The organism is Escherichia sp. MOD1-EC5433 (assembly GCF_002966005.1).
GTDB classification, from domain to species: Bacteria; Pseudomonadota; Gammaproteobacteria; order Enterobacterales; family Enterobacteriaceae; genus Escherichia; species Escherichia ruysiae.
In genome coordinates this window covers 140,847-153,682 of the sequence record NZ_PTRL01000005.1, presented here as the reverse complement: position 1 = coordinate 153,682, position 12,836 = coordinate 140,847, and the positions used below count along the sequence as shown (strand labels likewise).

The 12,836-nt window shown below is 50.7% G+C and carries 12 protein-coding genes; 4 read left to right on the top strand and 8 right to left on the bottom strand.

Annotated features, from left to right (window positions below; genetic code table 11):
• Nucleotides 1–3: 3 nt before the first annotated feature.
• Complete coding sequence (dadA, locus tag C3D30_RS12415; protein WP_105286944.1) at nt 4–1,302, bottom strand: D-amino acid dehydrogenase; 1,299 nt, start codon at nt 1,300–1,302, stop codon at nt 4–6.
• Between the two features lie 329 nt (nt 1,303–1,631).
• Between dadA and C3D30_RS12410 the strand changes: the two genes are divergently transcribed.
• Nucleotides 1,632–3,164 carry a SpoVR family protein gene (locus C3D30_RS12410; protein WP_105286943.1) on the top strand — a complete coding sequence of 511 codons (1,533 nt, stop codon included), beginning with the start codon at nt 1,632–1,634 and terminating at the stop codon, nt 3,162–3,164.
• A 149-nt stretch (nt 3,165–3,313) separates the two neighbouring features.
• Here C3D30_RS12410 and fadR read toward each other — a convergent pair whose 3' ends face one another.
• Nucleotides 3,314–4,033 carry a fatty acid metabolism transcriptional regulator FadR gene (gene fadR, locus C3D30_RS12405; RefSeq protein WP_010350948.1) on the bottom strand — a complete coding sequence of 240 codons (720 nt, stop codon included), beginning with the start codon at nt 4,031–4,033 and terminating at the stop codon, nt 3,314–3,316.
• Nucleotides 4,034–4,254: 221 nt separating this feature from the next.
• Between fadR and nhaB the strand changes: the two genes are divergently transcribed.
• The gene (gene nhaB, locus C3D30_RS12400) at nt 4,255–5,796 is read left to right on the top strand and encodes a Na(+)/H(+) antiporter NhaB (RefSeq protein WP_000406399.1); all 1,542 of its coding nucleotides are present in this window, start codon (nt 4,255–4,257) and stop codon (nt 5,794–5,796) included.
• A 145-nt stretch (nt 5,797–5,941) separates the two neighbouring features.
• The gene (dsbB, locus tag C3D30_RS12395) at nt 5,942–6,472 is read left to right on the top strand and encodes a disulfide bond formation protein DsbB (protein WP_000943445.1); all 531 of its coding nucleotides are present in this window, start codon (nt 5,942–5,944) and stop codon (nt 6,470–6,472) included.
• An 87-nt stretch (nt 6,473–6,559) separates the two neighbouring features.
• On the opposite strand, the gene ruvB is transcribed toward dsbB, so the two are convergent.
• Nucleotides 6,560–7,570 (bottom strand): Holliday junction branch migration DNA helicase RuvB, encoded by a 1,011-nt coding sequence (gene ruvB / locus C3D30_RS12390; protein ID WP_000568522.1) that lies wholly within the window; start codon nt 7,568–7,570, stop codon nt 6,560–6,562.
• Between the two features lie 8 nt (nt 7,571–7,578).
• On the bottom strand, nt 7,579–8,190 hold the full coding sequence (gene ruvA / locus C3D30_RS12385; protein WP_000580341.1) for a Holliday junction branch migration protein RuvA: 612 nt from the start codon (nt 8,188–8,190) through the stop codon (nt 7,579–7,581).
• A 274-nt stretch (nt 8,191–8,464) separates the two neighbouring features.
• Between ruvA and C3D30_RS12380 the strand changes: the two genes are divergently transcribed.
• On the top strand, nt 8,465–9,067 hold the full coding sequence (locus C3D30_RS12380) for a YebB family permuted papain-like enzyme (protein WP_105286942.1): 603 nt from the start codon (nt 8,465–8,467) through the stop codon (nt 9,065–9,067).
• Between the two features lies 1 nt (nt 9,068).
• Here the strand turns inward: C3D30_RS12380 and ruvC are convergent, their stop codons facing one another.
• Genes ruvC through aspS form a run of 4 tightly spaced genes read right to left on the bottom strand, consistent with a single transcriptional unit; the run spans nt 9,069 to nt 12,611 of the window.
• Entirely contained in the window at nt 9,069–9,590 is a 522-nt protein-coding gene (gene ruvC / locus C3D30_RS12375; RefSeq protein ID WP_010350951.1) for a crossover junction endodeoxyribonuclease RuvC, read from the bottom strand.
• A gap of 34 nt (nt 9,591–9,624) precedes the next feature.
• Nucleotides 9,625–10,365, bottom strand: coding sequence for a YebC/PmpR family DNA-binding transcriptional regulator (locus C3D30_RS12370; RefSeq protein WP_000907234.1), 741 nt, complete (start codon nt 10,363–10,365; stop codon nt 9,625–9,627).
• Between the two features lie 28 nt (nt 10,366–10,393).
• Entirely contained in the window at nt 10,394–10,846 is a 453-nt protein-coding gene (gene nudB, locus C3D30_RS12365; RefSeq protein WP_077629253.1) for a dihydroneopterin triphosphate diphosphatase, read from the bottom strand.
• Nucleotides 10,839–12,611 (bottom strand): aspartate--tRNA ligase, encoded by a 1,773-nt coding sequence (gene aspS / locus C3D30_RS12360; RefSeq protein ID WP_001258658.1) that lies wholly within the window; start codon nt 12,609–12,611, stop codon nt 10,839–10,841. The genes nudB and aspS overlap by 8 nt, the downstream gene beginning before the upstream one ends.
• Between the last annotated feature and the right edge of the window lie 225 nt (nt 12,612–12,836).

Genomic DNA, 12,836 nt, shown 5'->3' with positions numbered 1-12,836 from the left:
TCCTTAACTGTGCGCGCCATGTAAATGGCCTGGACGTGATGGCGTAAATCCACGACTGTAGCGCGCTACACTTAGATCCTCATACGGGATCGCTGGCGTGCGCCCTGACAGCAGATCGCTTAGCAACTGACCGGAACCGCAAGCCATCGTCCAGCCAAGCGTGCCGTGACCGGTATTCAGCCACAAATTTTTAAAGCGTGTACGCCCCACAATCGGCGTGCCGTCTGGTGTCATCGGACGCAGACCGGTCCAGAAAGTAGCCTGCTCGACATGACCGCCGCGTGGATAAAGATCGCGTACCACCATTTCCAGCGTTTCACGACGCGGTTGCAACAGCTCGGTGTTAAAGCCAACAATTTCCGCCATCCCGCCGACACGAATACGGTTATCGAAACGGGTAATAGCGATTTTGTAGGTTTCATCAAGAATGGTGGACACCGGCGCACCGTCTTCTTGCGCAATCGGAATGGTCAAAGAATAACCTTTCAGCGGATAAACCGGGATATCGACAATGCCCTTGAGCATCGCCGTCGAGTAAGAGCCAAATGCCATAACATACGCATCGGCCTTAATCACCTCATCACCACACTTCACGCCATAGATCTGCTCGCCGTCACAAAGCAGTTGATCGACTGGTGTATTAAAGCGGAATTTAACCCCCGCCTGTTCCGCCATTCGCGCCAGATTCTGGGTAAAGAGCTGACAGTCACCGGTTTCGTCATTGGGTAGTTGCAGACCGCCAGTCAGCTTGTGCGCAACTTCCGCCAGCGCAGGTTCCACTTCCGCCAGGCGACTGGATTCCAGCAATTTATATGGCACGCCTGCATCTTCCAGTACGGCGATATCGCGAGTGGCGTTTTCATACTGTTGTTCAGTGCGGAACAGTTGCAGCGTCCCGCCCTGCCGGCCTTCATACTGGATATTGGTTTCGGCGCGCAATGCTTTCAGGCAATCACGGCTGTATTCTGCCAGGCGCACCATCCGCCCTTTGTTTTCCATATAGTGGCTGGTGTCACAGTTACGTAACATTTGCCACATCCATTTCAACTGGAATTGCGAACCATCGAGACGAACCGCCAGCGGCGCATGGCGCTGGAACATCCATTTAATCGCTTTTAAAGGCACGCCTGGCGCCGCCCACGGCGCGGCATATCCGGGAGAAATTTGCCCGGCATTTGCTGCGCTGGTTTCCAGTGCTGCGCCCGGCTCCCGATCAATGACGGTGACCTCATGTCCTGCCTGATTTAAATACCAGGCGCTGGCAACGCCTACCACACCACTTCCCAGTATGACAACTCGCATAGCCACTCCGATAACGGTAGATATAGTAAAAGAACAATAATCTAATTACATCTTGATAACCCAGATGAAAATATTATTCAACATATGGCTTTTTTATGGTGAGCTGGCTCACATCTCCCTGACTCTACGGGAATATGGCGTCTTTGGTATCTCCTGCTGGTCGAGCTTTATATCCAGCAGAAAATTCCGTTCAGAAGCTAATTATTGGCACTCCGATAATAAGAAATCGCAAAGAAAAAAATTCTCCAGCGACGCGGTTTTTAACTGGTGTTCTATGCTTGAAATGAGGTGCTCCACACAGAGAGCGCCGACAACAATGAGGTGCGCGTATGGCGACGATCGATTCTATGAATAAGGACTCCACACGTTTGAGCGATGGACCTGACTGGACGTTCGACCTGCTGGATATTTATCTGGCAGAGATAGACCGGGTGGCAAAACTCTACCGGCTTGATACCTACCCGCACCAGATTGAAGTAATTACATCAGAGCAAATGATGGATGCCTACTCCAGCATCGGGATGCCAATTAACTATCCGCACTGGTCGTTTGGCAAAAAGTTTATTGAAACCGAGCGTCTGTATAAGCACGGTCAGCAAGGGCTGGCCTATGAAATCGTTATTAACTCTAATCCGTGCATCGCTTACCTGATGGAAGAGAACACCATTACCATGCAGGCGCTGGTGATGGCTCACGCCTGTTATGGCCATAACTCTTTCTTCAAAAACAATTACTTATTCCGTAGCTGGACCGATGCCAGCTCGATTGTCGATTACCTGATTTTCGCCCGCAAATACATTACCGAGTGCGAAGAACGCTATGGCGTTGATGAGGTAGAAAAGCTGTTGGACTCGTGCCATGCGCTGATGAACTACGGTGTGGATCGTTATAAACGCCCACAAAAAATCTCGCTGCAAGAGGAGAAAGCCCGGCAGAAAAGTCGCGAAGAGTATCTGCAAAGCCAGGTCAATATGCTCTGGAGAACGCTGCCTAAGCGCGAGGAAGAGAAAACCGTTGCCGAAGCGCGCCGCTATCCATCCGAGCCACAAGAAAACCTGCTCTATTTTATGGAGAAAAATGCGCCGCTGCTGGAATCATGGCAGCGTGAAATCCTGCGCATTGTACGTAAAGTGAGCCAGTATTTTTATCCGCAAAAACAGACTCAGGTGATGAACGAAGGCTGGGCGACCTTCTGGCACTACACTATCCTTAACCATCTGTATGATGAAGGGAAAGTGACCGAACGTTTTATGCTGGAGTTCTTGCATAGCCACACCAATGTGGTCTTCCAGCCGCCCTATAACAGCCCGTGGTACAGCGGAATTAACCCGTATGCCCTCGGATTCGCTATGTTTCAGGATATTAAACGGATTTGTCAGTCGCCAACGGAAGAAGACAAATACTGGTTCCCGGATATCGCCGGTTCCGACTGGCTGGAAACGCTGCATTTCGCGATGCGTGACTTCAAAGATGAGAGCTTTATCAGCCAGTTCCTGTCACCGAAAGTAATGCGTGATTTCCGCTTCTTCACAGTGCTGGATGACGATCGGCATAATTATCTGGAGATTTCCGCCATTCATAATGAGGAAGGTTATCGGGAGATCCGTAACCGTTTATCGTCGCAATATAACTTAAGTAATCTTGAGCCGAATATTCAGATCTGGAACGTAGATTTACGCGGCGACCGTTCGCTGACGCTACGTTACATTCCACATAACCGCGCACCACTGGATCGGGGGCGTAAAGAAGTGCTGAAGCATGTACATCGCCTGTGGGGGTTTGATGTGATGCTCGAACAGCAAAACGAAGACGGCAGCGTTGAGTTACTGGAACGTTGCCCGCCAAGAATGGGAAATCTGTAAATATCCCTCCTCGTTTGAGGAGGGTTTATTTTGCCGGATGCGGCGTAAACGTCTTATCCGGCTTATAGAACATAGCAAATTCAATATATTGAAGGCCTGATAAGCATAGCGCATCAGGTAACTATGCATTAGTCATCAGTATGGATGGATTATCGCCCCTGAATGGCTAAATCACCCGGCAGGTTTTTCTGCATCCGGTGCCAAATCTCGCCACTCTCATGCCCATAGCGGCGTACTGTTTCGTAAACCTGGTCGTGGGCGCCTTCACTGCACAACGCAGACAGCTTGTGGTAGAAGCCCAGCGCCAGACTACGCGCTTCCGGATTGGCGAAATAGTGACGACCAATGCGCGTATACAACCCTTTCATTCCGTTAAGGATCAGACCATAAATCGGGTTACCAGAGGCAAACGCCAGACCGCGAAAAATGTTGTAATCCAGATCAGCAAAAGCGTCTGCGTGATCGGCCACTTCATTAGCCGTTGCCAGCACTTCCTGCGCTTTATCAGGATGCTGGCGAAACGCGGTACGAATAAAAATGGTCGAAATATTGGTACGCACTGACAGCAAATTATCTATGAGTTGCGGTACACTTTCGTGATCCAGTCGCGCCAGCGTCTCAAGGATATTCAACCCGGAGGTTTCCCAGAAATTATTCACCTTCGTCGGTTTGCCGTGTTGAATGGTCAGCCAGCCGTCTCGCGCCAGGCGCTGTAACACTTCGCGTAACGTCGTTCTCGTTACACCAATTAATTCTGAAAGTTCACGTTCTGCGGGCAAAATAGTCCCGGGTGGGAAGCGGTTATTCCAGATACTTTCAATAATGTACTCTTCCGCGAAACCCGCCGGGCTTTGCGCCTTAATGACCATAGTGAGATTTCCATAACACAGCAAAACAAAGTTGGACTCATCATACCAGAGGGCTAACAACGCTGATAGCAGACAAAAAGAAGAAAAAAGGGATCAAGGCTTCATTTTCTGTATCTCTTTCCCCTTGACTATCAAGACTTGCCTCGATCCCCCCTGACCGTTAAGCTTTGCGTTCTAACATAAAAACATCATTTATTATTTGTAAGGTAAGGGAAACCATCATGGAGATCTCCTGGGGCCGCGCGTTATGGCGCAATTTTTTGGGTCAGTCACCTGACTGGTACAAACTTGCCCTTATTATTTTCTTAATTGTTAACCCGTTAATTTTCCTCATCAGCCCTTTTGTTGCTGGCTGGCTGCTTGTCGCGGAATTTATTTTCACTCTGGCGATGGCTCTGAAATGCTATCCGCTGCTCCCCGGCGGTCTATTGGCTATCGAAGCTGTCTTCATCGGCATGACCAGTGCGGAACACGTCCGTGAAGAGGTGGCGGCAAATCTTGAAGTCTTACTGTTACTGATGTTTATGGTGGCGGGCATCTATTTTATGAAACAGCTTCTGCTGTTCATATTTACCCGTTTACTGTTAAGCATTCGCTCCAAAATGCTGCTGTCACTCTCTTTTTGCGTGGCGGCGGCGTTTCTCTCTGCGTTCCTCGATGCCTTAACCGTAGTTGCTGTGGTGATCAGCGTTGCTGTTGGTTTTTATGGTATTTATCACCGCGTAGCTTCTTCCCGCACCGAAGATACCGACCTGCAAGACGACAGCCATATCGACAAGCATTACAAAGTAGTTCTGGAGCAGTTCCGTGGCTTTCTGCGTAGCCTGATGATGCATGCGGGTGTCGGCACTGCATTAGGCGGCGTGATGACTATGGTAGGCGAACCACAGAACCTGATCATTGCCAAAGCTGCTGGCTGGCATTTTGGCGATTTCTTCCTGCGCATGTCACCGGTGACCGTCCCTGTCCTGATTTGCGGTCTGTTAACCTGCCTGCTGGTGGAGAAGCTGCGTTGGTTTGGCTACGGCGAAACGCTGCCGGAAAAAGTCCGCGAAGTGCTGCAACAGTTTGACGATCAAAGCCGCCTCCAGCGTACACGTCAGGATAAAATTCGTTTGATTGTCCAGGCGATTATCGGCGTCTGGCTGGTCACCGCGCTGGCGTTGCATCTGGCAGAGGTCGGCTTGATTGGTTTGTCTGTCATTATTCTGGCGACATCACTGACCGGTGTAACTGATGAACATGCAATCGGCAAAGCCTTCACCGAATCTCTGCCATTCACCGCACTGTTGACGGTCTTTTTCTCGGTAGTGGCGGTGATTATCGACCAACAACTGTTCTCCCCAATTATCCAGTTTGTATTGCAGGCATCAGAACACGCTCAGCTATCGCTGTTTTATATCTTCAACGGTTTGCTGTCTTCAATTTCGGATAACGTCTTTGTAGGGACGATTTATATCAATGAAGCAAAAGCGGCAATGGAGAGCGGTGCTATTAGTATGAAGCAATATGAACTGCTGGCAGTCGCCATCAACACCGGGACCAACCTGCCCTCCGTCGCCACGCCGAACGGACAGGCAGCGTTCTTATTCCTGTTGACCTCAGCACTTGCGCCATTGATACGTCTTTCTTATGGCCGCATGGTGTGGATGGCTCTGCCCTACACTCTCGTACTGACCCTCGTCGGATTACTCTGCGTAGAGTTTACTCTTGCCCCTGTAACTGAATGGTTTATGCAAATGGGGTGGATTGCAACGCTTTGATAACAACTTACCGGGCATATTTATGCCCGGTTTGCCTTTCCGCCCGATAATTGTTCAATTACATCCTATTTTTACTCCCTCCTGGTGGCGCAACGAATGAATTGGTTTAAACTGCGCATTCGATGCATATTGCAGGGAAATTATTATGTTGCGATTTTTGAACCAATGTTCACAAGGCCGGGGGGCGTGGCTGTTAATGGCGTTTACCGCTCTGGCACTGGAACTGACGGCGCTGTGGTTCCAGCATGTGATGTTACTTAAACCTTGCGTGCTCTGTATTTATGAACGCTGTGCGTTATTCGGCATTCTGGGCGCCGCGCTGATTGGCGCTATCGCCCCGAAAACTCCGCTGCGTTATGTGGCGATGATCATCTGGCTGTATAGTGCTTTTCGTGGCGTGCAATTAACTTACGAGCACACCATGCTCCAGCTCTATCCTTCACCGTTTATGACCTGTGATTTCATGGTCCGATTCCCGGACTGGCTGCCGCTGGATAAATGGGTGCCACAAGTGTTTGTCGCCTCTGGTGATTGCGCTGAGCGTCAGTGGGATTTTTTAGGTCTGGATATGCCGCAGTGGCTGCTCGGTATTTTTGTTGCTTACCTGATTGTCGCAGTGCTGGTGGTGATCTCTCAGCCGTTTAAAGCAAAAAAACGTGACCTGTTTGGTCGCTAATCAATTCGGCGCTCCTGCGGGAGCGCCTGTCTGGCTTCATCTTGTCGATAGCTTAATGTTGGATGCGGCGTGGACGCCTTGCCCGACCTACGGCATTTCTGGCGGCGTAATCCCGAAGTGGTTCCACGCCCGCACTGTCGCCATACGCCCGCGCGGCGTGCGCTGCAAAAAGCCCTGCTGAATCAAATAAGGTTCCAGCACATCTTCAATGGTTTCACGTTCTTCGCCAATGGCCGCTGCCAGGTTATCCAGGCCTACCGGCCCACCGAAGAATTTATCAATTACCGCCAGCAATAACTTGCGGTCCATATAATCGAAACCTTCAGCATCAACGTTCAGCATATCCAGCGCCTGAGCAGCGATATCTGCCGAGATGGTGCCATCATGCTTCACTTCAGCGAAATCTCGCACACGACGCAGCAGGCGGTTGGCGATACGTGGCGTACCTCGCGCCCGGCGAGCCACTTCCAGCGCGCCATCGTCACTCATCTCAAGCCCCATAAACCGTGCGCTACGACTGACGATATATTGCAAATCAGGCACCTGGTAAAACTCCAGGCGCTGCACAATACCGAAACGGTCACGCAATGGCGATGTCAATGAGCCAGCACGCGTTGTCGCGCCAATCAGGGTGAACGGGGGGAGATCGATTTTAATTGAACGTGCTGCCGGGCCTTCACCAATCATAATATCCAACTGGTAGTCTTCCATGGCCGGATACAGCACTTCTTCCACCACAGGCGAAAGACGGTGGATCTCATCAATAAACAACACATCATGTGGTTCAAGGTTGGTGAGCATCGCCGCCAGATCGCCCGCCTTTTCCAGCACCGGGCCGGACGTGGTGCGTAAATTGACGCCCATTTCATTGGCAACGATGTTGGCAAGTGTGGTTTTACCCAGCCCCGGAGGACCAAAAATCAATAGATGATCAAGGGCATCGCCGCGCAGTTTCGCCGCTTTGATGAAAATTTCCATCTGTGAACGAACCTGCGGCTGACCAACATACTCTTCCAGTAGTTTGGGGCGAATGGCGCGATCTGCCACATCTTCCGGCAAAGTCGTACCGGCAGAAATCAGACGGTCTGCTTCAATCATCCTTTACCTCATAACGCGGCGCGCAGGGCTTCGCGAATTAATGTTTCACTGCTGGCATCAGGGCGAGCGATTTTGCTCACCATGCGGCTGGCTTCTTGTGGTTTATAGCCCAGCGCCACCAGCGCAGCAACAGCTTCCTGTTCGGCATCGTCGGTTGCTGGGCTTGCCGGTGAGGTCAATACCAGATCGGCAGCCGGTGTGAACAGATCGCCATGCAGACCTTTAAAGCGATCTTTCATTTCAACGATCAGGCGTTCAGCAGTTTTCTTACCAATGCCAGGTAATTTCACCAGTGCACCCAGTTCTTCACGCTCAACGGCATTCACAAACTGCTGCGCTGACATACCCGAGAGGATCGCCAGTGCCAGTTTCGGTCCCACGCCGTTAGTTTTGATCAACTCTTTAAACAACGTGCGCTCTTGTTTATTGTTAAAACCATACAGTAGCTGCGCATCTTCACGCACCACAAAGTGAGTGAAAACAATCGCTTCCTGGCCCGCTTCAGGGAGTTCATAAAAACAGGTCATCGGCATATGCACTTCATAGCCTACGCCGCCCACTTCAAGTAACACCAGCGGGGGTTGTTTTTCCAGAATGATGCCTCTCAGCCTGCCTATCACATGACGCTCCTGCGTAATGAATCAAAGATAATGTTGTATGATAAAAAAATGCTGGATAGATATCCAGCGAAGGATGAAGAAAAATTGCGAGGCGTCTCGATGAACTGAAAAATGGCGCAGTATAATTCATCCGCTAAGTCATCTTTAAAATAAATATTGTAATGTTAAATATTTAGAGGATAAATCCACTAAAAAAATAAACCTTTCCGTTCCTGCAAAAAAATATTTTTTATGGTATTACGTATATTCATATTTATTTCAATGGAATGACAAAGTGAAAATTAATTACCCTTCTGAATATGAAATTGGCGATATTGTATTTACATGTATAGGTGCTGCCTTATTTGGTCAAATATCTGCCGCATCAAATTGCTGGAGTAATCACGTCGGGATCATTATCGGTCATGACGGCGATGATTTTCTGGTCGCAGAAAGTCGTGTTCCCCTCTCCACAATCACCACACTGTCCCGCTTTATTAAACGCTCTGCTAACCAACTCTATGCAGTAAAGCGATTAGGTACCGGGCTAACAGAACAGCAAAAACAACGGCTGGTAGAACAGGTTCCCTCCCGGCTGCGCAAGCTCTACCATACCGGTTTTAAATACGAATCTTCCCACCAGTTCTGTTCAAAATTCGTTTTTGATATTTATAAAGAGGCGCTATGTATCCCGGTGGGTGAAATAGAGACATTTGGAGAACTGTTAAACAGCAATCCGAATGCAAAGCTTACTTTCTGGAAATTCTGGTTTTTAGGTTCGATTCCGTGGGCGCGTAAAACCGTCACGCCAGCGAGTTTGTGGCATCATCCGGGTCTGGCGTTGATATATGCAGAAGGAATAGAAACACCTCAGCCAGAATTGACTGAGGCGCTATAACTTAACGCAGTCGCCCGCGAGCCAGGTTCAGCCTCGATTCGCTCATCTGCATCGCATTCTGGCTGACATGGCAGTGGGTGATGGCAATCGCCAGCGCATCGGCGGCGTCCGCCTGTGGGTTAGCAGGTAGTTTTAGCAAGGTGCGCACCATATGTTGCACCTGACTTTTTTCAGCACTACCAATACCTACCACCGTTTGTTTGACCTGACGGGCAGCATATTCAAACACCGGCAATTCCTGATTAACCGCTGCCACAATCGCCACGCCGCGTGCCTGCCCCAGTTTCAGGGCAGAGTCGGCATTCTTCGCCATAAAGACTTGTTCGATTGCGAAATAATCGGGCTGGAACTGGGTGATGATTTCCGTCACGCCCGCATAGATGAGCTTCAGACGAGACGGTAAATCATCCACTTTGGTGCGTATGCATCCACTGCCCAGGTAGGACAGTTGCCTGCCCACCTGACGGATAACGCCGTAGCCGGTAACGCGCGAACCCGGGTCAATACCGAGAATAATAGACATCACGCGTCTCCGTTTTGTTGGTTAGCCGGCCTCATCAGAGGGTCGCTGCAACCTCATCAGAGATCTCACCGTTATGGTAAACTTCCTGCACGTCGTCACAGTCTTCCAGCATATCGATCAGACGCATTAGTTTCGGTGCAGTTTCTGCATCCATATCGGCTTTGGTTGACGGGATCATGGAAACTTCTGCGCTGTCTGCTTTCAGACCAGCCGCTTCCAGAGCATCACGTACTTTACCCATCTCTTCCCACGCAGTGTAGACGTCGATTGCGCCGTCATCATAGGTCACAACGTCTTCTGCACCTGCTTCCAGCGCCGCTTCCATGATGGTGTCTTCATCACCTTTCTCGAAGGAAATCACACCTTTTTTGCTGAAAAGATAGGCTACGGAACCGTCAGTACCAAGGTTGCCGCCACATTTGCTGAATGCGTGACGCACTTCAGCAACAGTACGGTTACGGTTGTCAGACAGACATTCAATCATGATTGCAGTGCCGCCAGGACCGTAACCTTCGTAGATGATGGTTTCCATATTCGCATCATCATCACCGCCCACACCACGTGCAATTGCGCGGTTCAGGGTGTCACGAGTCATGTTGTTAGACAGTGCTTTATCAATGGCTGCACGCAAACGCGGGTTAGCATCCGGATCGCCACCGCCCAGTTTCGCTGCGGTCACCAGCTCACGAATGATTTTAGTGAAGATTTTACCGCGCTTAGCATCCTGCGCAGCTTTACGATGTCTGGTGTTGGCCCATTTACTATGACCTGCCATAAAAATATCTCCAGATAGCCCTGCCTGTTCAGGCAGCGTTAATTACAAACTGTTCAATCGCCTGCCGGTTGCTCCATGACTTAGTGAGCGCCGCTGCAGCGGGCGCATCAAGCCACTTGTAGGCCAGATGTTCAGTAAAAACAATCTGACGTTCGTGGGGGAGCGCAAGGCAGAACCATGATTCTGTATTGCGCGTCACGCCCGGCGCATAGCGATGACGTAAATGTGAAAAAATTTCAAACTCTACCGTGCGCTGACAGTCAATTAAGGTCAGTTGTTCAGCGACAACATCTATAGTGACCTCTTCCTTTACTTCGCGCATGGCAGCTTGCGGCGCGGTTTCACCCTCTTCCACGCTGCCGGTTACCGACTGCCAGAAATCGGGATCGTCACGCCGCTGCAACATCAGCACCCGTTTCGTATCTTGTGCATAGATGACCACTAAGATCGAAACGGGACGCTTATAAGTCATATCAATTATTCTCAGCCTTCTTTACAACCTGAATGCTCAGCTCAGCCAGAGCAGTCGGGTTGGCAAAGCTCGGAGCTTCAGTCATCAGACACGCTGCCGCCGTGGTTTTCGGGAAGGCGATAACGTCACGGATGTTGTCGGTGCCAGTCAGCAGCATGGTCAGACGGTCAAGGCCAAATGCCAGACCTGCGTGCGGCGGAGTACCGTATTTCAGGGCGTCGAGCAGGAAGCCGAATTTCTCGCGCTGTTCCTCTTCGGTGATCCCCAGAATACCAAACACCGTCTGCTGCATATCACCATTATGGATACGCACAGAGCCACCGCCTACTTCGTAACCATTGATGACCATATCATAAGCGTTCGCCACCGCATTTTCCGGCGCCGCTTTCAGCTCGGCAGCAGTCATGTCTTTCGGTGCGGTGAACGGATGGTGCATCGCGGTCAGGCCGCCTTCGCCGTCGTCTTCAAACATCGGGAAGTCGATAACCCACAGCGGTGCCCATTTGCTTTCGTCAGTCAGACCAAGGTCTTTACCCACTTTCAGACGCAGTGCGCCCATCGCGTCGGCAACAATTTTCTTGTTGTCGGCACCGAAGAAAATCATATCGCCATCTTGCGCGGCAGTACGATCCAGGATGGCTTCGATGATTTCAGCGTTGAGGAACTTCGCTACCGGGCTGTTGATACCTTCCAGACCTTTCGCGCGTTCGTTGACTTTGATGTAAGCCAGACCTTTCGCGCCGTAGATTTTGACGAAGTTACCGTATTCATCGATCTGCTTACGGGTCAGCGATGCACCGCCCGGAACACGCAGAGCAGCAACACGACCTTTCGGATCGTTCGCCGGACCCGCGAATACCGCAAATTCAACAGATTTCAGCAGGTCTGCAACGTCGGTCAGTTCCATCGGGTTACGCAGATCCGGTTTATCGGAACCGTAACGGCGTTCGGCTTCCGCAAAGGTCATTACCGGGAAATCGCCCAAATCCACGCCCTTCACTTCCAGCCACAGATGACGCACCAGGGCTTCCATCACTTCACGCACTTGCGGCGCGGTCATGAAAGAGGTTTCCACATCGATCTGGGTAAATTCTGGCTGACGGTCAGCACGCAGGTCTTCGTCACGGAAGCATTTTACAATCTGATAATAACGGTCGAAACCGGACATCATCAGCAACTGTTTGAACAACTGCGGCGATTGCGGCAGCGCATAGAATTTACCTTTATGCACACGAGAAGGCACCAGGTAGTCACGCGCACCTTCCGGCGTCGCTTTGGTCAGCATCGGGGTTTCGATGTCGAGGAAGCCATGGTCATCCATAAAACGGCGCACCAGGCTGGTGATTTTTGCGCGGGTTTTCAGGCGCTGAGCCATTTCCGGGCGACGCAGATCAAGATAGCGGTATTTCAGACGCGCTTCTTCGGTGTTGACGTGGTTAGAGTCCAGCGGCAGAACGTCTGCGCGGTTGATGATGGTCAGCGAGGACGCCAGCACTTCGATTTCGCCGGTCGCCATATCGCGATTGATATTTTTTTCGTCACGCGCACGTACGGTGCCCGTTACCTGAATGCAGAACTCATTACGCAGTTCAGAGGCCAGCTTTAACGCGTCCGCACGATCCGGATCGAAAAATACCTGCACGATACCTTCGCGGTCGCGCATATCGATGAAGATCAGGCTACCAAGATCACGACGACGGTTGACCCAACCACACAGAGTCACCTGCTGCCCCACGTGGGACAAACGGAGCTGTCCACAATATTCTGTACGCATGAGATATCCCTTAACTTAGCTGCCGGCGGACGTCCCCTGCTGCGCAGGTGACCTAAGTCGCAGCGTTAGCTGTATGTCACAACTGAATGAAAAAAGGCGGCTATTATACTGGAAATTCTGCCGCACCGTAAGAGTCTGGCCCGCTCTGGAACGACTCGTTACCACTTTATATCAGGCCTGAAATCAGACTCTACCCTTGTTTGCTATAAAGGTGTTGCCTGAGCA

Coding starts and splice junctions, on each gene's coding strand:
- dadA (WP_105286944.1), bottom strand. CDS start 1,302: ATGCGAGTTGTCATACTGGGAAGTGGTGTGGTAGGCGTTGCCAGCGCC.
- C3D30_RS12410 (WP_105286943.1), top strand. CDS start 1,632: ATGGCGACGATCGATTCTATGAATAAGGACTCCACACGTTTGAGCGAT.
- fadR (WP_010350948.1), bottom strand. CDS start 4,033: ATGGTCATTAAGGCGCAAAGCCCGGCGGGTTTCGCGGAAGAGTACATT.
- nhaB (WP_000406399.1), top strand. CDS start 4,255: ATGGAGATCTCCTGGGGCCGCGCGTTATGGCGCAATTTTTTGGGTCAG.
- dsbB (WP_000943445.1), top strand. CDS start 5,942: ATGTTGCGATTTTTGAACCAATGTTCACAAGGCCGGGGGGCGTGGCTG.
- ruvB (WP_000568522.1), bottom strand. CDS start 7,570: ATGATTGAAGCAGACCGTCTGATTTCTGCCGGTACGACTTTGCCGGAA.
- ruvC (WP_010350951.1), bottom strand. CDS start 9,590: ATGTCTATTATTCTCGGTATTGACCCGGGTTCGCGCGTTACCGGCTAC.
- C3D30_RS12370 (WP_000907234.1), bottom strand. CDS start 10,365: ATGGCAGGTCATAGTAAATGGGCCAACACCAGACATCGTAAAGCTGCG.
- aspS (WP_001258658.1), bottom strand. CDS start 12,611: ATGCGTACAGAATATTGTGGACAGCTCCGTTTGTCCCACGTGGGGCAG.